The following is a 20,927-nucleotide window of genomic DNA, read 5'->3' as shown; positions in this document are numbered from 1 at the left end:
GGCTCCTTACGCTTCGGGGGTGTGCGGGGCGGGGACGCGGGGGACTTCCGGGAGCCGCAGGTCCCGGACGGCCCGCTCCAGGGACCGCCGCTCCTGCCGCTCGTACAGCGCGAACGGGTCGAGGACGTCGCGGCCGACGGCGCCGGACAGCCAGTCGCGGTCGTAGGCGACGCCCGCGCGGGCGTCGTCCCTGGCCCCGGCCTCGGTGAGGTTGGACTGGAAGATCCCGGCGGCGGAGCGCGGCAGGAAGTCCTCGTACACCACGGGCTCGGCCCGCACCCAGCCGCCGTCGAGCAGCCCGGCGAGGTCCGCGGGCGGCGCGGCCCCGTCACGCGGCCGGTCGGGCACGGCCCGGTAGGTGAAGTGCCCGAGCCCGCGCACCGCCAGCTCCCGCTCGGTACGGGGCATATGGGCGTCCCACACGGCACGGGCGACGTCGGCGCGGGCACCGGCGCCCGGGGTGCGGGCACCGGCGCCCGGGGTGCGGGGGCCGGGAGCGCCCGGGGTGCGGGGGCCGGGAGCGCCGGGGGTGCGGGGGTCCGCTTCCCGGCGGGCGGTCAGCTCCGCGTCGATCCGGTCCAGCAGCTCGTCGTACAGGGCGCGCCCCCGCCGCGTGAGGGCGATGCCCCGGGCCTCGACCTCCCCGAACCGCACCCGCAGCGTGCCCTCGACCACGCTGCCGTCGGGGAGCCGCAGCGCGCGCCGCTCGTCGAGGGCGCGGAAGGAGGTCTGCCGCAGCAGCACGTCGGGGCCGTCCCAGGCGGGCGGCCCCTGGATGGTGTCGATCATCTCGACGCCGCGGGCGGTCATCCGCCGGTACAGCTCGTCGATGTCGAGGACGCGCGGGGTGAGGTGGTTGAGGTGGGTGCCGCGTACGCCGCCGATGTCGGCGGCGACGGCGGACACCCGCGCCAGGGTCTCGTACCAGGCGCGGTCGACGGGCTCGGTGGACAACGCGAAGGCGCGGACGGCGAGTTCGAGGAACCGCTCGGCGTCGGCGTCCCCGAGCCCCCGCTCCGCCTCGGCCCGGTCGGCGAGGGCGAGCAGCTGGGGCGGGAACAGCTCGCGGGCGGCGAGGAAGCGTTCGATCCTAGCCCGCAGCCCGGCGTCGAAGAAGCGCGGGTCGGCCGGGGTCAGCAGGGAGGTGAAGACCCTGAACGGGTTGCGGGCCAGTTCGTCGGCGTCGACGGGCCGGAACGCGGTCGACACGACGGGCACGGCGCTGGCGGCGTCCCGCAGGTCGTAGAACCCGACGGGCCGCATGCCAAGCGCGCCGAAGATCCGCGCCACGCGCGCCAGCTCGTCCGGCGTCCCCACCCGGATCGCCCCGTGCCGCTCCGCCGTGACCCGCCCGATGGCCCCGAGCCGCTCGGCCGCGGCCCCGCGCTCGCGCAGGACGTCCTCGTTCACCTCGCGCGACACGTCGACGAGGGTGGCGTACGCGGGTACTTCGCGCCCGTACAGGGCGGAGAGCCGCGCGGCGAAGGCGGCGCGCAGCCGCCAGGGGGCGTGGGTGCGGGCCATGGGCGGGACCACCTTTCGGGAGGAGGGGCCGGTGGGTCGGTGCCGCGCGCGGGCGGGGCGGCGGGCCCGGCGGGGAGCGGTGGCCGGGCCCGTGGCCGGTGGCGGTGGCCGGGTCACACGACCTGCGCCTCGGGGCGTCGCGCGGTGGCGCCGGGGCGGAAGCGGTCGGCGCTCAGGGGCGTGATGTCCACGGGCGGCTCCCGGTCCAGGAGCAGGTCGCGCACGGCCTCGCCGACGGCGGGGGCCTGGAGGAAGCCGTGCCCGGAGAACCCGGTGGCGCACAGGAAGTTGGGCACGTCCGACGACCGGCCGACGAGGGCGTTGCGGTCGGGCGTGATCTCGTACAGGCCCGCCCAGCCGCCCGTGACGGGCAGGTCCGCGAGGGCGGGGGCGCGGCGCCGGGCGATGTCGCGGAACAGGGTCAGCCAGCCGTCCGTCCAGGTCGTGTCGTAGCCCTCCCGCTCCCCGGGGTCGGCGAGGCCGATCAGCAGCCCGCCGTCGCCGTCGTGGAAGTACGCGGTGGAGGAGAAGTCGATGGTGAACGGGGTGCGCGGCGCGGGCCGCGCGGGCGGTCCGGTGAACGCGATCTGCCGCCGCAGCGGCCGCACCGGCAGCGCCACCCCCGCCATGTCCCCGATGCCCGCGGACCACGCGCCCGCCGCGCACACCACGGCGTCGCAGGCGATCGCGCCCCGGTCGGTGCGCACGGCGGTGACGCGGTCGCCGGTCAGGTCCATCCCGACGACGCGGGTGCCGGTCACGAAGGCGACGCCGGTGGCGGCCCGGGCGTACCCCTCGACGACGAGACCGGGCCGGGCGTGTCCGGCGTCGGGGGCGTGGGCGGCGGCGAGCAGCCCGTCCGTGCGCAGGTAGGGGCACAGCTCCCGGGCCGCCTGAGGGCCGATCAGCTCGGTGCGCACCCCCAGGCGGGCCTGGACGGCGGCGCTCGCGGAGAACGCCTCGACGTCGGCGGCCTCACTGAGCAGGAAGAGGTAGCCGACCCGCGCGAAGCGGATGTCGGCGCCGGGCCGCCGCGCGAAGTCGGCGTACGCGGCGAGGCCGCGCCGCCCCAGCTCCACGTTGACGGGGTCGGAGAACTGGGCCCGGACCCCGCCGATCGGCTTGCCCGAGCTGCCGCACCCGAGCGCCGCCCCGCGCTCCACCACGACGACGTCCCGCACCCCGGCCTCGGCGAGGTGGAAGGCGACGCTGACCCCGACCACCCCGCCACCGACGATGACGACGCGGGCGCGGCCCGGCACGGCGCCCGAGGCCGCGTCCGGTGTCCGCGCGGGCGCCCGTACCGCACGTGACGCGTCCGGCAGCATCCCGCACTCCTTCCCCGCGGCCTCCCCGAGGGGCCCGTGGCGGCCCCCGGGGCGGGACGAGGTCGACGAACCCCCAGGGGCATCGTGCGGCACACGGACAGTCCCCGTCCATCAACAGTCCGTACACCTTCCTGTTCACGCCACCTATCGGCCTACCCCGGCGGACGCGCGGGCGAGGTCGCCGACGACCGCCTCGACGTGTGCGTTGAGGCGGGCCGACTGGAGCCGCTCGGCCAGGTCGAGGGCGTCGTCGGCGAGGGCGCGGCCCGCCTCCAGGCCGCCGCTGCGCAGGTGCGCGGAGGCGGCGCGGGCCAGGAGCAGGCCGCGGGTGCGGTGGTCGGCGGGGTTCAGGGCCTGGCGGGCGCGGGCGAAGCTGAGGGCGGCGTGGTGCGGTTCGCCGAGGTCGAGGTAGCAGCTGCCGGTCTGCCCGTGGATCTCGCCCTCGTTGAGCCAGTACAGCCAGGGCGGGTCGTGCGCGGACCTGCCCCGGGCGCAGAGTTCGGCGGCCCGCCCGAGCGCGGCCAGTGCCCGCTCCCGCTCGCCGAGCTTGGCGTGCCCGCGGGCCGCGCGGGTCAGCAGCATCGCTTCGAGCGCGGGCGTACCGAGCGGGGCGACCTTGGCGCGGGCGGTGTCGGCGGCGAGCACGGCGTCGCGCGGGGAGCCGGTGGAGTAGCCGTGGACGGCGATGTACGACAGGGCCTGCGCGCCGAGCCGGACGTCGCCGGAGGCCCTGGCGGCGCGCAGCGCGGCGTACAGGTAGGCGGGGGTGCGCTCGGGCCGCCCGGCGTCGAGCGTGAACCAGCCGGTCTGGGCGGCGGTGTCGGCGATGACCGCGGCGAGCCGCCGCCCGGCGTGCTCGTCGTACGAGGCGTGCCGGACGAGCCGGACGAGCAGGGCGAGGTGGGCGTCGCCGAGGGCGGCGAGGGTGCCGCTGCCCGCGCTGGCGTCCAGGGTGCGCAGGCTGTCGGTGGTGCGCTGGAGGCTGTCGAGGAGGGCGTAGGTGAGGCGGCTGCCGTCGGCGGCGCGCAGCAGGGGTTCGGCCTGGGCGGTGTCCCAGCGGTGGATGAGGGCGGTGAGGGCGATGGCGGTGGTGGCGGGGTCGCGGGGGGTGCTTTGGCCGGGGACGCCTTGGCCGGGGACGCCTTGGCCGGGGACGCCGGGGCAGCCCTCCAGCACGCCAGCGGCCCCCATCGCCCCACCGGCCCCTATTGCCCCAGTGACCCCGATCGCGCCACTGGCCCCGGTCGCCCCACAGACACCGCTCGCCCCGTCGACCCCGGTCACCCCGCCGACCCCGGTCACCCCGCCGACCCCGGCCTCCCCGCCGCTCACCGCCGCGCTCAGCGCCGCCACCATCCGCCGCGCGGTCCACGGCAGGGCCGGGTCGAGGTCGCCGCCGAGCGGGTCGGCGGCCGGGGCGGGCGCCGGGGGCTTCGGGTGGGGCAGCGGCAGGGGGACCAGGCCGGGCGGGGCGCCGAGGCCGCCGAGGAACTCCGTGATCTTGTCGATGTTGGTGAGCCGCCGGTGCCCGGACTCCAGCATCGACAGGAACGCCTGGCTCAGCCCGGTCAGCCGGGCGATGTCCTCCTGGCGCAACCGCCCGCGTTCGCGCACGAGACGGCTCGCCCGGCCGAAGTCCCAGGCGGCGAGGGCCCGTTGGACGCCGAGGTCCGTCCACACCTGCTCGGGGACGGTGGAGGGGCGCGGCTCGCCGTGGCGGCCGCGCGCGCAGGTCGAACACAGGATGTCCGTGTTGTACCGGCTCAGTGCCGAACCACACCTCTCACAGCGCCGTAATCGGTGCTGCCGCAACTCGGGTCTTCGCACCACCCGTGATCACCTCTGATCTTCAGGTCCCGTGAGCAAACTGCAAAGTACCGCAGTGATATCACTGGTGAAATGTGCGCGTCAGGGTTTCAGACACCACTCTGAGTGCCCTGCGGCGCGCCCCACGGCGCACACGCCCTCCGGGTACGCCGCTCCCGGGCACGCCGCTGCCCCGCCCCACCAGCACCTTGCGCACCCCGCTCCGCCAGCACCGCCGCACCCCCGTTCCGCCCGCCCAGGCATCGGAATCCACGAATCCACGGAATCCATGGAATCCACGAGGTATCGGTGAGAGGCCGCAAGCCACGACTCGACCGGAATCCGGCGCGCGACGACGCTCCTCTGCGCGCGGTGCTCGACGACGCGGCGATGGGCCGCTGGGAGAGCGCCCGGGAACTGCTCGCCACCACCGGCGCGGACTGGGACCGCCGGATCTTCCGGCTCCAGGTGCTCGCCCGGCTCGGCGCGGGCCTCACCTTCGCCGACACCTGGGCCCAGGCCGAACCCCGCTCGCCGCACGCCCTCGCCCTGGTCGCCCACGTCCAGGCGCTGCGCTCGCTGGCCGCCGGGCGCGGCACGGGCCGCAACGAGCCGATGGAGCAGGCCTGGGACACCTGCTACGCCGCCGCGGACGCGCTGCCCGCCGACCCGACGCCGTACGTGGTGATGCTGGCGCTGCTGCGCTACCACGCGCCCGCCGAGGACAAGGCCTGGCGGGACACCGTGTTCCAGGTGTGGGCGGAGGTGGAGGACCGGGACCCGTGGAACCGGGAGGCGCACCACGAGCTGCTCACCTTCCTGTACCCGTCCTGGCACGGCCAGGGCGGCGAGATGTTCCACTGGGCCCAGGAGCGCTGCGCGCACGCGCCCCGCGGCCTTCCCGTCCACGTGCTGCCCCTGGTGGCGCTCGCCGAGACCCACCGGGAGCGGATGGCCCAGGAGGGCGAGCGGTACGGGCTCTCCCTGCACCCCTGGACCGACAACCCCTCCACGCCGCTCGCCTGGCGGAACTGGTGGACCCACCGGTCCCTGGCCCGCCCCCACGCCGCGTTCCACGAGGACGCCAACTACCTCGCCCACGCGCTGTCGTTCGCGGGCCGCCACAAGGAGGCGGGCGAGGTCTTCGAGGCGATCGGCCCGTACGCCACGGACGTGCCGTGGAGCTACTGCGGGGACCCCCTGAAGCTCTTCGAACGCCACCGGGCGTGGGCCCTGAAGGCGCAGTCCCCCTGAGCCGCCCGCGCGCCCCCGCCCCGTACGACACCGGGGGCGGCCCCGCGCCGGGCGGCACCGCACCGGGCGAGCCCATACCGGGCGGCGCACCCCACCCCCACACCCCCCGTCACTGACCTGACCTGACCTGAACTGAACTGACCGAGAACCGAGAGAGGCATCCATGCCACTGGACATCCCGGGCACCGCACGGTCGGACGAGGAACGCCTCGCGGAGCTGGGCATCGCCCAGACCCTGGACCGCTCGATGTCGGGCAAGCAGAACTTCGCCGTCAGCTTCACGATCATCAGCATCCTGTCCGGCTGCCTGACCATGTACATGTTCGGCATGAACACCGGCGGACCGGCCCTGATCATGTGGGGCTGGGTGTTCGTGGGCCTGATGACCATGTTCGTGGGCCTGGCCATGGCGGAGGTCTGCTCCTCGTACCCGACCAGCGCGGGACTGTACTTCTGGGCGCACAAGCTGGCACCGCGGCGGTCCGCTCCGGCGTGGGCGTGGTTCACCGGCTGGTTCAACACACTGGGCCAGGTGGCGGTGACCGCGGGCATCGACTTCGGCGCGGCGTCCTTCCTCAACGCCTATCTGAACCTCCAGTTCGACTACGCCGCCACCCCCGGCCACACCATCACGCTGTTCGGCGCGATCCTGCTGCTGCACGCGCTGGTGAACAGCTTCCGGGTGCGGATCGTCGGCATCCTCAACACCGTCTCCGTGTGGTGGCACCTGATCGGCGTGGTGGTCATCGTCGGCGCGCTGCTGATCATGCCGGACGACCACCAGCCCGTCGGGACGGTCTTCGGCGACTTCGTGAACAACACCGGCTGGGGCTCGGCCGTCTACGTGGCCCTGATCGGCCTGCTCATGGCGCAGTACACCTTCACCGGCTACGACGCGTCCGCCCACATGACGGAGGAGACGAAGAACGCCTCCGTCGAGGGCCCCCGGGGCATCATCCGCTCCATCGCGGTCTCCTGGGTCGCGGGCTTCGTGCTCCTCTTCGGCCTGACCTTCGCCATCCAGTCGTACGACGGCGCACTCGGCTCGGCGACCGGGGTGCCGCCCGCGCAGATCTTCCTGGACGCGCTGGGCGAGACCACCGGCAAGCTGATGCTGCTCATCGTGATCGGCGCGCAGCTCTTCTGCGGCATGGCCTCCGTGACCGCCAACTCCCGGATGATCTACGCCTTCTCGCGCGACGGCGCGCTCCCGTTCTCCCGGGTCTGGCACCGCCTTCACCCCGGCACCCGCACGCCCACCAACGCGGTCTGGCTGGCCGCCTTCGGCGCCTTCGCCCTCGGCCTGCCGTACCTCTTCAACTCCACCGCGTACGCCGCCGTCACCTCGATCGCCACGATCGGCCTCTACATCGCCTACGTCGTCCCCACGCTGCTGCGCCTGCGCCAGGGCGACCGCTTCCAGCGCGGGCCGTGGCACCTGGGCCGCTGGTCCCGCCCGGTCGGCGTGATCGCGGTGGCCTGGGTCGCGTTCATCACCGTCCTCTTCATGCTCCCCCAGTCCTCCCCCATCACCGTCAAGACCTTCAACTACGCCCCCATCGCCGTCGGCGTCGTCCTCGCCTTCTCCGGCACCTGGTGGCTCGTCTCGGCCCGCAAGTGGTTCCTCAACCCCACCCACCCCAGGAACACCCCCGCCCCCGAACCCGCCATCCCCCACCACACCACCCTCTGACCAGCCACAACGACATACCTGCCAGCCCCCACCGCTTATCCGCTACGCTAGTCAGCGGATCTCACGGAGGTCCCCACCCACGCCTTCGTAGCTCAGGGGATAGAGCACCGCTCTCCTAAAGCGGGTGTCGCAGGTTCGAATCCTGCCGGGGGCACGGACAGCATCCGTACGGGATGCGCTTGAGCAAGGGCCCGCGACCTGGCCGACCTGGCTGGTCGCGGGCCCTTCCGCGTACCTGGTCCCGGTGGCCCTGGCTGCCGCCTGGCTGATCTCCGGGATGCGGTCGGCGGGGAGCCTGATGGTGAGGGTGACGTCGTCGCTGTTCGCGTGGAGGCGGATGGTGAGGTGGGTGATCTCGTAAAGGCGTCGCTGGAGCCGTTCGGGGGCGCGCGCGAGATTGAGGGCCAGATACGGCAGAGCGTCCAGGAGATCGGCGGCCTGCGCGGTCGGGCGCGGAGGCTCGGCGTCATCGGCCACGTCGAGCTCCTCGATGGCGTCGAGGGCGGCCTTTCGCCGGGACTCAAGATCGTTGTATGTCTGCCGCAGGCCGCGCGCGAAGGGATCGTCGGGGTCTGTGTCCTGGGCCTGGCGGAGGACGTTGCTCTGGCGGCGGGCGAGGTCGGCGAGGGTGCGCTGATGCCGTTCCCGCTCCGTCTCGCGCTCCTGGGTCGCGCGTACGTCTGCATCGCGCAGGTCGGCGGCGAGGAGGGCACGGCGCTGCGGTCCGAAGACGCGGTCGGCGAAGAAGGCGCTGATGGCCTCCAGGAGGTCGGCTTCGTTGATGTAGAGGGTCTTGGGGTGTCCGCCGTACAGGTCGGGACGGCCTCGGTTGTTGGCCCGGGGCCAGCAGGTGTAGTACGTCGTCCGATGCCGGTGATTGCCGAACAGGCGGCGCCCGCAGGCGCAGTGGATCATGCCGCGCAGCACGTAGGTGCGGCGGGTGGCGGGGTGCTTGTTGGGGGCGTTGCCGTCGCGGGAGCCGCGCTTGGCCTGGCGGCGGGCGGCGAGCTCGTCGAACATCCACTTCGGGATCAGCGGCTCGTGGACCGGCTCCGGTGACCACACCCACAGCTGCGGATCGTTGACGGCGCCGCGCCGGGAGCGCGTGGCTCGGCGGTTGAAGACCTGGTAGCCGGTGTACTTCGGGTTGCGCAGGAGCTCGCAGATGGTGGACTTGCTCCAGGCGCCGCGAGCCCGCGAGGACCCACCGGGCGGCGTCGGCGCCGGGTGCCGGTCCAGGTCGGCGTTCAGCCGATCCACGATCGTGGAGTAGCCGACGTTGTCGTGGTAGCGCCAGAGCGCGATCTGGGTGACCGTCTCCGCCCGCTTACCGTCCGGCTCCAGCCTACTCTTGGTGGTGCCCCGGGCGGCCTTGGCGGGGTTGGGGTGGCGGTAGGTCTTGGCCTGGTAGCCGTAGGGAGGTTTGCCGATGTTCCAGCCTTCGCGGACGTGGGTGCACAGTCCGCCCCAGGAGGTCTCCAGAGCGTTGAACACCTCGTACTCGGCCACGGACTGGTTGATCCGGCGCTGAAGGATCTGCTGAGCGCGGCCGCCGTCGAGCTTGATCGGCTCGTTCCAGGCGAAGAGCGGCACCCCGGCATGCTCCAGCTCCCGCTCGACGGAGAGGTTCTCGTACATGCGGCGGGCGACGCGGGAGGTGCTCTCGCAGATGACGGCGTCGAAGCGCCGGTTGGGGTGGGCGGCCTCGGCGAGCAGGTCGACGATGCCGCCATCCCGGGCGATGGGAATGCCGAAGCGCTCGAAGTCCGAGCCCCGGCTGCGCTCGCTGAGCTCTTTGCGGCCGGACTCGACGTCGTAGAAGTGGCAGACGATGGCCCACGCCTCCGGCAGCGCGGACTTGCACCGCTCCCACTGGCGCAGGAGTGACTGCCTCGGGTCCTGCTGGTCCTCGGTGGAGGTCCGGCCCACCCAGGCCACGCGGACTTCTCCGCGCAGGAGGGCGAGGGGCAGGCCGAAGGGGGAGACGGACAGGTCCGACAGGGCGGGTGCGGAAGGGGCCCTGCCTTGGCTAGGAGTCTGCGCGGTCACCGGGTCTCACCTCGCAAGATGAATGTGCCTTGGCGGAGTCAGCCGCGGCCCAGGCGAGGAGGGCGCGGATGGCATCCGCCAACTTGCGCCGCAGCCGGGCGCCTTCGCTGCCGCTCACGTGCCTCACATATCCGGAGTACGTACGCTCGCGCCCGCGCTCCGTCGTCTTGCGATGGCGCCACGGTTGCCGCTCGGCTTCGTGATCGAAGCTTTCTGGGTCGACGTCCATGCCGGGCTCCGATCCCCCTGGGGCCTGATGTCACCCCAGGAGGCCGGATTCCAGGAACGTTTTTGACACCATTGGCAGCAATTAAGTGCTCTTTAGTACTTCCTTAGTCAGGCTTGAAAGCACGGTGCATGACGAACACGACGACCGTCCCGCCATGCCGACTCGGACCGGCCCACCACTCGTCAGCCAACTCGTCGACGAGGAGCAGCCCGCGCCCGTGGGCCTCCGTAGCCTCGGGCGTCCGCAGGCGGACATGGGCGGGACAGCCGGGGTTGTGCACCTCGACGCGCAGCGCATCGCGCACGCGGTACCAGCGGACGCGCACGCGCCAGGGCTCGTCCGCTTGCCCGTAGAGGATGGCGTTGGTGACCAGCTCCGAGACCATGAGTAAGCAGTCGTCGAGGGAGCATGCGAGCTGGTGAGACTCAGTGAACTTCCGGAACCAGCGGCGTGCGCGGCCCACCGACTCCGGAACGGGGTAGAGGACCATGCCGCCGAGGGGTTCGGGCGAGGACCTGTCAGGGGAGGTACCGTCGATGCGCGTCATTGCGCTCTCCCTTCCGGTAAGTGGCCTTAGCCACTTACCGGATAGTGGCATTGGCCACTACGAGCGGCAAGCGCTTCGGCGGAAGAGCCGCCCACGGCTCACCCCAACGGGTAACCCTGCTCGAACGCCCAGCGCCCTGGCGGATACACGGCCTCAGCGAACTCCAGCGGACGATCCTGTAGGTCGTACACGACGTGGTGAACAACCAGTACGGCAGCGGGCAGTTCAAGCCTCAGCTCCGCCGCCTCCTCCTGGCTGGCCAGCCGGGCGCAGACCCGGTCCTCGCCGTAGCTGCCGCGACGGCCGGTGACTTCCTCGACGTACATCACCGTGCCCTGGCGGATCCGCTCGGGCTCCAGAAGCTTGGGCGCACGACGCCCCAGGTCGGCCGGGAACCACGACGTGGACACCTCGACCGGCTGCTCACCGGAGTTGGTCACCCGCCGCCGCTGGATGGCCCGACGGTCCTTACCCAGTTCGAGTGCCTCAGCCACGTGGTCCGGGGCTTCGGCATACCCGGCGGAAGCGATGACCGCGTACTCGCCCGGCCCGTAGATCCGCCCGGTCTGCCGCGCCCGCCCGTACCGCTCGCGGGCACGCCGGTGCACCTGCTGGTCCCGCACGTACGTGCCCGAACCCTGCCGCTTCTCGACCAGGCCCTGATGCCGCAGCGCCTCCAGCGCACGGGCCGACGTCGGCCGGGAGACATTCCAGTCCGCAGCCAACTGGCGCTCGGACGGCACTTCCTCACCAGGCTGCAGATCACCGCGCAGGATCTGATCACGGATGTACTGCGCGATCTGCAGGTACTTGGGCAGAGCTTCAGCGATCTCGGGCACGCGACATCCCCTCATCAACTGGCTAATACCACAGGCCACTATAGGTGGGCACGAGCGTGAGGTCGCCATACGCTGCCCCCGTGAAGCGACTCATCGTGGCGGCCGGAGGCGGCGGCGACGCGGTAGCGGCAGCGATGCTCCACGCCGCCCTGTACGCAGCCGACGACGAACCGGCCCTGATCCTCACCTACTCCTGGGACCGCCTGATCGTCGACCCGGTCCCCGGCCCACGCTCCCCGGCCGACTTCACCGGCCTGCACCAACTCACCCCGCACGTGTGGGCAGTCCCCGGCACCGCGACCCTGAAGCCACCACACGCGGCAACCCTCCCCCGCCTCGCCGCCGAACTCCCCCACACCTTCGCCCTCATCGCCCCCTACGCCGGAGCGGCAGGCATCGCCCGCCAACTCGACGAACTCACCGCCCACTTCACCCTGGAATCGATCGACCTCCTGGACGTCGGCGGCGACATCCTGGCCCACGGCGACGAACCCACCCTGCGCAGCCCCCTGGCCGACGCCCTCACCCTCGCCGCCTGCACCCGCGCCCAGGCAGCCGCCGATATCCGCCTCCTGGTCGCGGGCCCGGGCCTCGACGGCGAACTCCCCGCAGACACCCTCCGCCCCCGTCTCGGTCCTCTGATCACGACCTTCACCCCCGAGCACACCCAAGCCATCGCCTCGGTGCTCAACTGGCACCCCTCAGAGGCCACAGCCCTCCTCGCTGCCACGGCACTGGGCGCCCGGGGCCTCTGCGAAGTCCGCGACGCCGGATTCCCCGTCCCCCTCACCGACGAAGGTCCCACCGTCCACCAGGTCGACCTGGCAACCGCGTTCTCCGCCAATCGCCTCGCCCAAGCCATCGCCGACACGACCACGCTCGACGAAGTGGAGGAGCGCTGCCGCGCTGTCTGCGGCACCTCCGAAATCGACTACGAACGAACCAAGGCACAACGACTGAACCAGCAACGAACGGACCCTGCCGTCCCGCACGACCTATTGGCTCAGATCAAGAACTTCGAACAAGCAGCCATCACCCGAGGGACCGCGTACACCACCGTCCGCCGACTCACCGAGGCACTGAAGCTCCCCTATGCAACACTCCAACACCTCACCCAACTCAACGCCGCGCGCGCCGGCCGCCTCCCTGTATCTGTGTGGAAGCTCCACACAGGGGAGTTGCAGGACACGCAGGCAGGGCCAACAGGGGCCTGACCTGCCTAGAGTCCTTTAATAAGGGTTACCGCTCTAGTGGGAAGTCCGGCAGGAAGAGCGATAGAAACTCCGGCTGGAAGGCCTATAAGAAGAGCCGCTATTTTGATACATGCAGAGACGCGGGCTCTCACGCAGCCAACCTCACCGCCCTGAGTGATCGAACTTCTCCTGTCCATCAAGATCCACGCATGGCGCGAGCGCGTGTCATTTTGTCGACACCACTTGCCTCCTGCATTCACCCCGGCTGGTCGCGCACCCCGGGGAGGGGTTGCGCGCAGCGGGCAGTAGGCGAGAAGCCCTGCTGTAGCTCCCCCGTTTTGTCCATCTACTGCGGTGCGAGCCTCGAAGATCACGGCCCCAACGTTGCTCCCACCGTTACTGATCTTGCCCCCAGCGATCAACAGCCCGAACGGCATCCTGAATCTTAGTGATCCCGATCCTGGCAGGCTTCAAAGACCTCCTGAGAGGAGCACTCATCACCTCAACAGAAGCCATATTTTCCAGGAGATCGGCCATATGCCTTACCACTTCACCCAGGTCACCATTATCCCGCGGGGGAGTTACAAGCCTCGCCAAAGCCTCCCTCTGCCTTTGGTCCGGCAATTGAGCAATTTGATCTTTGATGGAATTAACCAAGGCGTCCGCATTCTCCACTGATTCGGCAAGCCTCACGCCCGAGTCATGCAGATCCTCGGATGGCGCTTTAAGTTTATCGGCAATGGACATGGAGATAGTGCGCATTTGCTGCGCGGTGAGCCCTGGCCTGACCTGTGACGTGCTTTCTTGCACGGCTTCAGCCCATACATTTAGATCATTTAGAACTCGCTCAGTTTCCCGTTGAATGCTGGGTGCGATCTCCTCCAGTTCCGCCATGCTGGTGAGGAAGTCGCTATCACTCTCGGAGGGCCCATCTACACTGTCGGCAGACACCGCCACATCCACAGATTCCGGTGCCGAGAGTTCCGCCCTGGAAATGACTGAGATCAGTTCGTCCGTCAATCCGCTGAGCGCTCTGCGCCATTCCTGAGTACCCCGACCCGACAGGAATGCTTCTTCCAGGTTTCGATATTGAAGAGACTCGATAGTTGCAACTTCCGGCATCGGATGGTCAGCTCTGATCGAGCTGGCACCCGCAATCACAATCGGCAAGATGAGATACTGTGCACCCATCCTCCTTGCGCTTTGATTAAATGCATTTAGTTCATCTCGACAGGCGGGTCGATTGAAGTACTGCATGGTAATTACCGGCATGAAGATCGAGGCATTCTCTAGCTCTCCATCAATCCGAGACCTCCAATCGTCGCCCCAGCCGATGCTCTCGCGATCAAAAAAGACAACGAGGTCGTTACCTGTTTTTGCCAAGTAGAATCCTTTCAGGTCTCCGACGAGCGATTTAACAGCCTCATCAAATAGGTGATCGTCTGCATGTGCATAGCTAACGAAGAGCCTGTTCGCCTGCGAGATTTCGGTGTTCATGCCATCCGCCCGTCGAGTGCGATTGCCCCTGACCCGTCGATGCGACGATAACCCAAGCGATGCGCCGGTTTTCTACTCTCGCGAAAAGATCTTGGATCGTAAATACTTGCGAACGAGATGCAGGAATTCGATACGGTCTCTGGGCGGAGGTGGGCGACCGCGGCGAAACAACGGGGCAGCACTCTGAGCCCCGCACTGATCAAACTCCAGAGAAAGCGTCAACGGCTTAGTCCCTTCCTTGGTGGTCACCACCCGACACCTCAACCCTCGCCGACACCACCAACCCCCAGGCCCTGCGCGTATTCATCGTGCCCGCGGGCAGCGCTCTGACCGCCGAGCAGCGGGCGGGCGCCGTGTGCGTCTGGTGTCCCCGTGTCCTGGACGGCGGCGACGCTGGCATGGACCTCGGCGGCACCGGCGGCTGGCGCCCGCGCGCCTGCCCGCCGTGCTACGAAGTCCAGAGCCGGGCCCTGGCGTCGTACCTCGACTGGCACGAGCACGGCATCACCTGCCCGCACTGCCCCCTGCGCCCCTGCGACCACGGTCAGGCCCTGGGCGCCGAGCACCTGGCCGCGCGCGAGCGGGCCGGGGCGCCGGAACTGGTGTGCGCGCACTGCCGCACCGCCCCCGCGCCCGGCGAGCAGATGCGCCCGCACCTCTGGCAGGGCCTGAGCGTGCCCGTCTTCAGCTACCTACACGCCCGCCCGTGCCCGGCACGCGCCCCACACCCCGGGTGAACCGCGCGCAGCGCTCTGTGCCTCCCGCGCGCTTGGACCGTGGCCCGCCGCGGCGGCCCGGCAGGCGCGGTCACGCCCTGCTCAGCCCTGCGGGCACTGGCATCTGCCGAAGGGGGGCTGCTGTCCGCGCCGCCTCGGCCCGGGGTCTCACCAGAGGGTGTGGCGAGAGCGCGCACGACTAAGGCCCAGGTCCGGAAGTTTGCTCCGTGACCTGGGCCTTTGGTCGGCTGACCTGTGTGCCCCCGGGGTGGGGTGGACTGGTTCTGTGCGGGGTGGGGAGCGCGACGCGGGGCGTCAGTCACGTCACGCATCGCCGCCCCCTTCGGTACTGCGGCTGGCGCGGCGGACGCGCAGGGCGGCGTTCTGGGCGTCGCGCACCGCGCGCCGCAGGACGGCGCCGGTACGGCAGCCGCTCGGGCTCTGGCCGCACTCGGGGCAGACCTTGAGGTGGGCCATGAGGGTGTCGTACGCGCGCTGGGCGCGGTCCTCCAACGCAGCCAGGTCGGCGGTCACCTCCTCGTCACCACCTTCATCACCTCGTACGCGGCGAGGTAGGCGGCGCGCAGGGCGTCGGGTTCGGTGAGAACCAGGGGCGCGGCAGGGGGGACGATCCAGGTGCGGGCGCGGGTGGTGAGCGGCGCGATGACGGCCGGGTCCGGGGCCGCGACGAAGTCCCCGGGACCGAGCACGGTGGTCTCCGGCGCGCGCCAGGACCGCGCGGTCCCCGCGGGGACGAACACCTCAACGTGCGCGGGGGTGTGGAGCACGGGCCCGAGCGGAGAGCCGTCGGCACGCAGGCGATGGACGGTGCTCCAGCCGACACGCTGGGGGATGCGGACGACGTCCCAGGCGCGCCCGACGGGGACGGCCGCGAGTTCGACGCGGTCCCATGCCGCGAGCGCTCCGCGGACATCCGCTTGCGCTTCCGCGAGCCAGGTGATGGCGGCGGGGGCTGTCGTAGTCTCGGCCATGTCGACTCCTCAGCAGTCGGCCACGCCCCGGGGCCGTTCACGCGGTCGCCGGGGTCTCTTGCTGGAACTTTCGACGCTAGGGGCCATCTGCTCCAGATCGCCACAAACTTGCAGCGACTTGCAGCTGACTTATTCCGCATGCTCCGTGGCCGTCACGCGCTCTTGACGGGGCCGCTCGCTGAGTCGACGGTGGTGCAAGTCCGTGTAAGCAGCCGGACATTGGAGGACCACATGACGCTACGGTTCATCGGCATCGCCCCCGACACCGACGAGAAGAACTGTCCGAGGGTGTGGGTGGACGACGAGAAGAAAGAGCTCGTTCTCCAGGGCTGGAAGGCGGACCAGGCGCTGGAGAGCGAGGTGCGGCCCACTGGGCCGCTGCCCGACTACGAGGCTGTCGTGCGGATCCCCGCGCGCATGGTGCACATCCTGCGGGAGGCGTGCGATGCCATCGAGCATCCCGACATCGTTCGATGAGCAGTTGGCCAACGCCAAGCGCTCGGCTGTGCACCTTGAGATGCGGGATACGTACTACAGCAACCCACGCTTCGAGGCATGGCTGAATGGCGAGCGCGTCGACTGGGACAACCGCGCCTCATGGTGGCGGCCCTTCCACCAGGACATCGCGGACGCCGTGGCCCGGGGAGTCGTCGTTCGCCGTGCCCGGGTCGTCTCCGAGCCGGTGAGCGACTACATCCGGTGGGAGCACTACCAGACCCGCGCCAACGTGGAAGCGGGCGAACTCGTGCGGTGGCTGCCGCGGCGACGCGCTGCCGACCTGCTGCTGCCCGGCTGCGACTTCTGGGTCTTCGACGACCGCGTGATCCGCGTCCACGACTTCGCCGGGAACGGCGACTGGCTCGGTGATGAGTTCTTCGACGACCCCGCGCTCGTCGGGCTCAATACGGCAGCCTTCGACAGGATCGGGGAACGGGCCATCCCGCACGACCAGTACGAGATTCGCTAGTACGAGCGCGACAGAACGAAGATGCCTCCCACCTCCCCGTCGTCCAGCGTGCAGGCCGCGCGCGAAGCGCTCGCCGCGAGGCTCCGCGAGATCAGGCTGGACGCGGGGATCACCAAAAGGGAGTTGGCCGCTCGGTGCGAGTGGAGCGAGGCGAAGTCCTCTCGCATCGAGAACGCCCGCACCGCGCCCTCAGATGACGACCTCCGGGCCTGGTGCCGCGCCTGTGATGCCGCCGACCATGCGCCCGCCCTCGTTGCCGCGAACCGTCAGGCCGACTCCATGTACGTCCAGTGGAAACGGCTCCAACGCACCGGGCTCAAGCAACTCCAGAAGGCAAACCTGCCGCTGTTCGAACGCACCAAGAACTTCAAGGTCTACTGCTCCAACGTCATACCCGGCTTCCTGCAAACGCCCGGCTACGCCACCGCGCTCCTGCGGGCCATCGCCACCTTCCGCGGCCTGCCCGACGACGTAGCCGACGCTGTCACTGCCCGCATGGACCGTTCCAGCATCATCCGGGAATCCGGACGCACCTTCGCGATCCTTCTGGAAGAGACGGTGCTGCGCTACCGGCTTGGGGGCGCGGGCGTGATGGCCGGGCAACTTGGGTCACTGCTCTCGTCGATGGACCTGGCCTCGGTCTCGCTGGGAATCATCCCGGCTGGCGTGGAGCGGACCATGTGGCCCATCGAGTCATTCACGGTTTTCGACGACAAACGGGTGGATCACGAGCCGCTGTCGGCGTCTGTGAAGATCGAAGCGCCGGACGAGGTGGTTCAGTACCTGAAGGCGTTCGCGGAGTTGCATCGGCAAGCCGTGTATGGGGCGGAGGCGCGCGCCCTGATCGTGAAGGCGATCGACGCCCTTCACTGACCAGCACACGACGAAGGCCCCCTCCCGCCCGAAGGCGCATTCCAGGGGGCGACGCGTTTCAGCGCGCCAGCAGAGCGAACAGGCCCGACCCGGCGCTGATCACCCCGGCGAGCGCGGCGTATCGCAGGAAACGGCCACCGGCCGCGCTCCAGCGCGTCCAGGCGCCGCTCGTGCCCGTCCAGCGTCTTGTCCCTCTGGTCGCCCCGCCGTACAGGAGCGCGAGCCGCCCGCGCTGCTCGGCGAACCCGGCCTCCGTCGTCCACCGCGGGGTTCCGGATGTCCTCGCCCGCGAGGAACCGCTGCCACTTCGGGTTCCTGCGGTCGGAGGCGTGGCCGCGCCGTGTCTCCAGACGCCAGGCGGTGTGGCGGAAATCGCGGAACAAGCGGGACACCTCGGCGAACGGAACCAGCTTGGGTGTTTCAGCGCGCGGGGCGTACTGGATGAGCAGCGAGCGCGGTACGCGTACGAAGGTCTCGCGATCCAGGAGCGCTGACGCTGTTGTCAGTGCGACCGCCTACGCTGGCAGGCGAGTCCCCCAACCCCAGCCCCCGGCCCCCCGTGCGCCCTGCCGCAGCCGTGAACGAGGACATCCGCGCCCTCTGACTCGGATGCAGCGGACACCCCCGCGTCGGCCTGCCCGATGAGCAAGGAGCTGACGCCGTGGCGGCAGGAGAGGTGGGCGCTGATCTTGATGACTGCGTGGGGGTCCCCGCGGTTTTCGGGTGGTGGCGGAGGCTTCATCCCGCCGTCGCTGGTGGTGGCGACGGCGGGAGGAGGGACCGGTGGTCAGGGCACCGGCTTGGGGGTCGGGAGGGGGGTCGACGGGGTGTCGTCGGGGGTGTTGAGGCGGGCGATGAGGGCATCCCGTTCCGGCGTGTCCTCCGGCTTCGCGTAGCCGATGAGGACGTACAGGAGGAGGGACACCGCCAGGGGGATGGACACCTGGTACTGGAGGGGGACGCCGCCGTCGATGCTCCAGTGGATGGGGTAGTTGACCAGCCAGAAGGCGACGAGGCCCAGGCCCCAGCTGGTGAGCGCGGCCGTGGGGCCCGAGCGGCGGAAGGGGCGCAGGAGGCCCAGCATCATGGGGATGGCGATGGGGCCCATGAGCCCGGCGACCCACTTGATGACGACGGTGATGATGTCCTTGAAGGTGGGCGAGTTGACCTGCGTGGCGACGGCCATGGACAGGGCGAGAAAGACGACGGTGGTGACGCGCGCCGCGACGAGGCCCGCCCGGTCGTTCCACTGCCGGGGGCGCCGGGAGAGGACCGGCGCCACGTCCCGCGTGAAGACGGCCGCGATGGCGTTGGCGTCGGAGGAGCACATGGCCATGGTGTGGGAGAAGAAGCCGACGATGACCAGGCCGAGCAGGCCGTGCGGGAGGAGTTGCTCGGTCATCAGGGCGTAGGAGTCGGAGCCGTCGGGCTTCTTCGCGTCGACGAGCAGCGGCGCCATCCACATGGGGAAGAAGAGCACCAGCGGCCACACCAGCCACAGCGCCGCCGACAGCTTCGCGGACCGCGCGGCCTCGCGGGCGTTGGCCGTGGCCATGTACCGCTGGGCCTGGTTGAGCATGCCGCCGTTGTACTCGAAGAGCTTGATGAACAGGAACGCCAGCAGGAAGACCGTGCCGTAGGGGCCCACCAGGGGCTTCCCGTGGCCGTCCAGCTCCGGCCGGTCCCACACCCCGAAGAAGCCGCCGTAGTCGCCCAGTTCCACCACCACCGCCACGAACATCGCGACGCCCGCGAGGAGTTGGATCACGAACTGGCCCAGCTCGGTGAGCGCGTCCGCCCACAGTCCGCCGATCGTGCAGTACACGGCCGTGACCGCGCCGGTGATGAGGATGCCCTGGTTCAGCGAGACGCCCGTGAAGACGGACAGCAGCGTCGCGATCGCCGCCCACTTCGCGCCCACGTCCACGATCTTCAGGAGCATCCCGGACCAGGCGAGCGCCTGCTGTGTGCGCAGGTCGTAGCGGTTCTTCAGGTATTCGAGGGGCGACGCCACGTGCAGCCGCGAGCGCAGCCGGTTGATGCGCGGCGCGAACAGGCGCGCGCCGATCGCGATGCCGAGCGCGATGGGGAAGGACCAGGTGACGAAGGACGTAACCCCGTAGGTGTAGGCGATCCCGGCGTACCCGGTGAACATCACCGCGCTGTATCCGGACATGTGGTGCGAGATGCCGGACAGCCACCAGGGCATCTTGCCTCCGGCGGTGAAGAAGTCGCTGACGTTGTCCACGCGCTTGTGGGACCAGACGCCGATCGCGACCATCACGCCGAAGTAGCCGATGAGCACGGCCCAGTCGAGTCCGTTCATATCCCCCTCCCGGGTCCGCCTTGTGAACTCCGTTGAGCTCGGTCAACTCCGCTGTTCTGGACGGGACTTCGCCCGTACGGCGCGGGATTCGGCCGGGAAGGGCCCGCTCATCGTCGGTTCGCCCGCACGGCAGCGACAACCGCCCGCACGGTCAAGAGGGAGTAAAATCGTTCGTAGGGGCGACTTGAGTTTATGTACGTGAATCAGATGTGTGCGTGAAGAAGCCTGAAGAAGGGGCCCTCCCCGCGTTCACCGCATCACCTCCCCCGCGTTCACCAGCAGCGACTGCCCCGTGATCGCCCGCGCCCGGTCCGACGCCAGGAACACGCACGCCTCGGCCACGTCCCCGTCCGTGGCCAGGTCCGGCAGCGCCATGCGGTCGGTCAGGCGCCGCCGCACCTCCTCCTCCGCCACCCCCTCGGCCCCGGCCGTGAACGCCACGTACGCCTCCACCGGCGGGCCCCACATCCAGCCGGGCTGCACGGTGTTGACCCGGATGCGGTCGGGGCCCAGCTCGCGCGCCAGCGCGTACATCGCCGAGACCAGCGCCCCCTTGGACGCCGCGTACGCCGTCTGCCGCACCTGCGAGGGAGGGGCCACCGACGACTGCGTGCCGATGAGCACCACCGAGCCGCCCCGCTCGCGCAGGCCCGGCAGGCAGGCGCGGACCATGCGCAGCGAGCCGAGCAGGTTCACGTCGACCACGCCCGCCCAGGTCGCGAAGTCGGCGTCCGCGAGGCCGCCGACGTACGAGTCCCAGGCGGCGACCTGGACGAGCGCGTCGATCCGGCCGAAGCGCTCGACGGCGGCCTCCGCGAGCGCCGCGCACCGGGCCTCGTCGGTGATGTCCGTCGCCCGGTACGCGACGCGCGTGCCGTCGGGGTCGAGCGCGGCGGCGGTCTTCGCGAGGTGGTCCTCGGTGCGGGCGCCGAGCACGGCGTTGCCGCCCTCGCGCACCACCGCCGCGGCCACCTCCCGGCCGAGCCCGGCCCCCACCCCCGAGACGACCACAGTCTTGCCCTGGAGCGATCCCTGGCCCAGTGACATGCGCGCCTCCCGGCTCTGGCCTTCTGTCTGACGGGGCGTCAGAGTAT

General features: G+C 70.5%; 19 protein-coding genes, 1 tRNA gene and 1 pseudogene. 9 read left to right on the top strand and 12 right to left on the bottom strand.

Annotation, left to right across the window (positions count from 1 at the left end; genetic code table 11):
* Positions 1–6 precede the first annotated feature (6 nt).
* The 3 genes from ACOBQU_RS22285 to ACOBQU_RS22275 form a co-directional block, all read right to left on the bottom strand.
* Complete coding sequence (locus ACOBQU_RS22285) at positions 7–1,524, bottom strand: 2-oxoadipate dioxygenase/decarboxylase family protein (protein WP_423629078.1); 1,518 nt, start codon at positions 1,522–1,524, stop codon at positions 7–9.
* A 113-nt stretch (positions 1,525–1,637) separates the two neighbouring features.
* Positions 1,638–2,852, bottom strand: a complete 1,215-nt coding sequence (locus ACOBQU_RS22280; RefSeq protein WP_423629077.1) for an NAD(P)/FAD-dependent oxidoreductase — start codon at positions 2,850–2,852, stop codon at positions 1,638–1,640.
* A gap of 144 nt (positions 2,853–2,996) precedes the next feature.
* Positions 2,997–4,682 carry a helix-turn-helix domain-containing protein gene (locus ACOBQU_RS22275; protein ID WP_423629076.1) on the bottom strand — a complete coding sequence of 562 codons (1,686 nt, stop codon included), beginning with the start codon at positions 4,680–4,682 and terminating at the stop codon, positions 2,997–2,999.
* A gap of 285 nt (positions 4,683–4,967) precedes the next feature.
* Between ACOBQU_RS22275 and ACOBQU_RS22270 the strand changes: the two genes are divergently transcribed.
* The 3 genes from ACOBQU_RS22270 (at position 4,968) to ACOBQU_RS22260 (ending at position 7,759) form a co-directional block, all read left to right on the top strand.
* The gene (locus ACOBQU_RS22270) at positions 4,968–5,912 is read left to right on the top strand and encodes a hypothetical protein (RefSeq protein ID WP_423629075.1); all 945 of its coding nucleotides are present in this window, start codon (positions 4,968–4,970) and stop codon (positions 5,910–5,912) included.
* A gap of 163 nt (positions 5,913–6,075) precedes the next feature.
* Positions 6,076–7,605, top strand: coding sequence for an amino acid permease (locus tag ACOBQU_RS22265; protein ID WP_423629074.1), 1,530 nt, complete (start codon positions 6,076–6,078; stop codon positions 7,603–7,605).
* An 81-nt stretch (positions 7,606–7,686) separates the two neighbouring features.
* Positions 7,687–7,759: transfer RNA gene (locus ACOBQU_RS22260), tRNA-Arg, on the top strand.
* Between the two features lie 653 nt (positions 7,760–8,412).
* Here ACOBQU_RS22260 and ACOBQU_RS22255 read toward each other — a convergent pair.
* A pseudogene (locus ACOBQU_RS22255) lies at positions 8,413–9,099 on the bottom strand (recombinase family protein); the annotation flags it as partial.
* Between ACOBQU_RS22255 and ACOBQU_RS22250 the strand changes: the two are divergent.
* Entirely contained in the window at positions 9,055–9,492 is a 438-nt protein-coding gene (locus ACOBQU_RS22250) for a hypothetical protein (RefSeq protein WP_423629073.1), read from the top strand. The pseudogene ACOBQU_RS22255 and the gene ACOBQU_RS22250 overlap by 45 nt on opposite strands.
* Positions 9,493–9,986: 494 nt before the next feature.
* Here the strand turns inward: ACOBQU_RS22250 and ACOBQU_RS22245 are convergent, their stop codons facing one another.
* Both ACOBQU_RS22245 and ACOBQU_RS22240 read right to left on the bottom strand, forming a co-directional pair.
* Complete coding sequence (locus ACOBQU_RS22245) at positions 9,987–10,430, bottom strand: ATP-binding protein (RefSeq protein ID WP_423629072.1); 444 nt, start codon at positions 10,428–10,430, stop codon at positions 9,987–9,989.
* A gap of 98 nt (positions 10,431–10,528) precedes the next feature.
* Positions 10,529–11,269, bottom strand: coding sequence for a GntR family transcriptional regulator (locus ACOBQU_RS22240; RefSeq protein WP_423629071.1), 741 nt, complete (start codon positions 11,267–11,269; stop codon positions 10,529–10,531).
* An 80-nt stretch (positions 11,270–11,349) separates the two neighbouring features.
* Here ACOBQU_RS22240 and ACOBQU_RS22235 point away from each other — a divergent pair, with 80 nt between their 5' ends.
* Positions 11,350–12,483 carry a DUF1152 domain-containing protein gene (locus tag ACOBQU_RS22235; protein WP_423629070.1) on the top strand — a complete coding sequence of 378 codons (1,134 nt, stop codon included), beginning with the start codon at positions 11,350–11,352 and terminating at the stop codon, positions 12,481–12,483.
* Positions 12,484–12,858: 375 nt separating this feature from the next.
* On the opposite strand, the gene ACOBQU_RS22230 is transcribed toward ACOBQU_RS22235, so the two are convergent.
* On the bottom strand, positions 12,859–13,959 hold the full coding sequence (locus tag ACOBQU_RS22230; protein WP_423629069.1) for a TIR domain-containing protein: 1,101 nt from the start codon (positions 13,957–13,959) through the stop codon (positions 12,859–12,861).
* A gap of 308 nt (positions 13,960–14,267) precedes the next feature.
* Between ACOBQU_RS22230 and ACOBQU_RS22225 the strand changes: the two genes are divergently transcribed.
* A complete protein-coding gene (locus ACOBQU_RS22225) occupies positions 14,268–14,696 on the top strand; it encodes a hypothetical protein (protein ID WP_423629068.1) in 429 nt (142 codons plus the stop codon).
* 303 nt (positions 14,697–14,999) lie between these two features.
* On the opposite strand, the gene ACOBQU_RS22220 is transcribed toward ACOBQU_RS22225, so the two are convergent.
* Together ACOBQU_RS22220 and ACOBQU_RS22215 are read right to left on the bottom strand one after the other, a co-directional pair.
* The gene (locus ACOBQU_RS22220; RefSeq protein WP_423629067.1) at positions 15,000–15,209 is read right to left on the bottom strand and encodes a hypothetical protein; all 210 of its coding nucleotides are present in this window, start codon (positions 15,207–15,209) and stop codon (positions 15,000–15,002) included.
* Positions 15,206–15,667, bottom strand: a complete 462-nt coding sequence (locus ACOBQU_RS22215) for a hypothetical protein (protein ID WP_423629066.1) — start codon at positions 15,665–15,667, stop codon at positions 15,206–15,208. Before ACOBQU_RS22215 ends, ACOBQU_RS22220 begins: the two co-directional genes overlap by 4 nt.
* Positions 15,668–15,898: 231 nt before the next feature.
* On the opposite strand from ACOBQU_RS22215, the gene ACOBQU_RS22210 reads away from it, so the two are divergent.
* From ACOBQU_RS22210 to ACOBQU_RS22200, 3 genes are read left to right on the top strand one after another with little or no spacing between them, the layout of a single operon-like run.
* Positions 15,899–16,144, top strand: a complete 246-nt coding sequence (locus ACOBQU_RS22210) for a hypothetical protein (protein ID WP_423629065.1) — start codon at positions 15,899–15,901, stop codon at positions 16,142–16,144.
* Positions 16,113–16,634: a DUF6879 family protein gene (locus ACOBQU_RS22205; RefSeq protein ID WP_423629064.1), complete on the top strand. Its 522-nt coding sequence runs from the start codon at positions 16,113–16,115 to the stop codon at positions 16,632–16,634. Before ACOBQU_RS22210 ends, ACOBQU_RS22205 begins: the two co-directional genes overlap by 32 nt.
* Before the next feature lie 21 nt (positions 16,635–16,655).
* Positions 16,656–17,507 (top strand): helix-turn-helix domain-containing protein, encoded by an 852-nt coding sequence (locus tag ACOBQU_RS22200; protein ID WP_423629063.1) that lies wholly within the window; start codon positions 16,656–16,658, stop codon positions 17,505–17,507.
* On the opposite strand, the gene ACOBQU_RS22195 is transcribed toward ACOBQU_RS22200, so the two are convergent.
* The 3 genes from ACOBQU_RS22195 to ACOBQU_RS22185 all read right to left on the bottom strand — a co-directional run bounded on the left by ACOBQU_RS22195 (position 17,501) and on the right by ACOBQU_RS22185 (position 20,880).
* Positions 17,501–17,899 (bottom strand): DUF6879 family protein, encoded by a 399-nt coding sequence (locus ACOBQU_RS22195; RefSeq protein WP_423629062.1) that lies wholly within the window; start codon positions 17,897–17,899, stop codon positions 17,501–17,503. The two genes, ACOBQU_RS22200 and ACOBQU_RS22195, sit on opposite strands and share 7 nt — an antisense overlap.
* A 395-nt stretch (positions 17,900–18,294) precedes the next feature.
* Entirely contained in the window at positions 18,295–19,833 is a 1,539-nt protein-coding gene (locus ACOBQU_RS22190; protein ID WP_423629061.1) for a sodium:solute symporter family protein, read from the bottom strand.
* A gap of 249 nt (positions 19,834–20,082) precedes the next feature.
* A complete protein-coding gene (locus ACOBQU_RS22185) occupies positions 20,083–20,880 on the bottom strand; it encodes an SDR family oxidoreductase (RefSeq protein WP_423629060.1) in 798 nt (265 codons plus the stop codon).
* Between the last annotated feature and the right edge of the window lie 47 nt (positions 20,881–20,927).

This window comes from Streptomyces sp. G45 (genome assembly GCF_049542095.1).
In the GTDB taxonomy this organism is placed as follows: domain Bacteria; phylum Actinomycetota; class Actinomycetes; order Streptomycetales; family Streptomycetaceae; genus Streptomyces.
The sequence above is the reverse complement of the archived record's forward strand: the minus strand, read 5'-3'. Positions and strand labels throughout refer to the sequence as shown.

Coding starts and splice junctions, on each gene's coding strand:
- ACOBQU_RS22285 (WP_423629078.1), bottom strand. CDS start 1,524: ATGGCCCGCACCCACGCCCCCTGGCGGCTGCGCGCCGCCTTCGCCGCG.
- ACOBQU_RS22280 (WP_423629077.1), bottom strand. CDS start 2,852: ATGCTGCCGGACGCGTCACGTGCGGTACGGGCGCCCGCGCGGACACCG.
- ACOBQU_RS22265 (WP_423629074.1), top strand. CDS start 6,076: ATGCCACTGGACATCCCGGGCACCGCACGGTCGGACGAGGAACGCCTC.
- ACOBQU_RS22245 (WP_423629072.1), bottom strand. CDS start 10,430: ATGACGCGCATCGACGGTACCTCCCCTGACAGGTCCTCGCCCGAACCC.
- ACOBQU_RS22230 (WP_423629069.1), bottom strand. CDS start 13,959: ATGAACACCGAAATCTCGCAGGCGAACAGGCTCTTCGTTAGCTATGCA.
- ACOBQU_RS22215 (WP_423629066.1), bottom strand. CDS start 15,667: ATGGCCGAGACTACGACAGCCCCCGCCGCCATCACCTGGCTCGCGGAA.
- ACOBQU_RS22210 (WP_423629065.1), top strand. CDS start 15,899: ATGACGCTACGGTTCATCGGCATCGCCCCCGACACCGACGAGAAGAAC.
- ACOBQU_RS22205 (WP_423629064.1), top strand. CDS start 16,113: ATGCCATCGAGCATCCCGACATCGTTCGATGAGCAGTTGGCCAACGCC.
- ACOBQU_RS22200 (WP_423629063.1), top strand. CDS start 16,656: ATGCCTCCCACCTCCCCGTCGTCCAGCGTGCAGGCCGCGCGCGAAGCG.
- ACOBQU_RS22190 (WP_423629061.1), bottom strand. CDS start 19,833: ATGAACGGACTCGACTGGGCCGTGCTCATCGGCTACTTCGGCGTGATG.
- ACOBQU_RS22185 (WP_423629060.1), bottom strand. CDS start 20,880: ATGTCACTGGGCCAGGGATCGCTCCAGGGCAAGACTGTGGTCGTCTCG.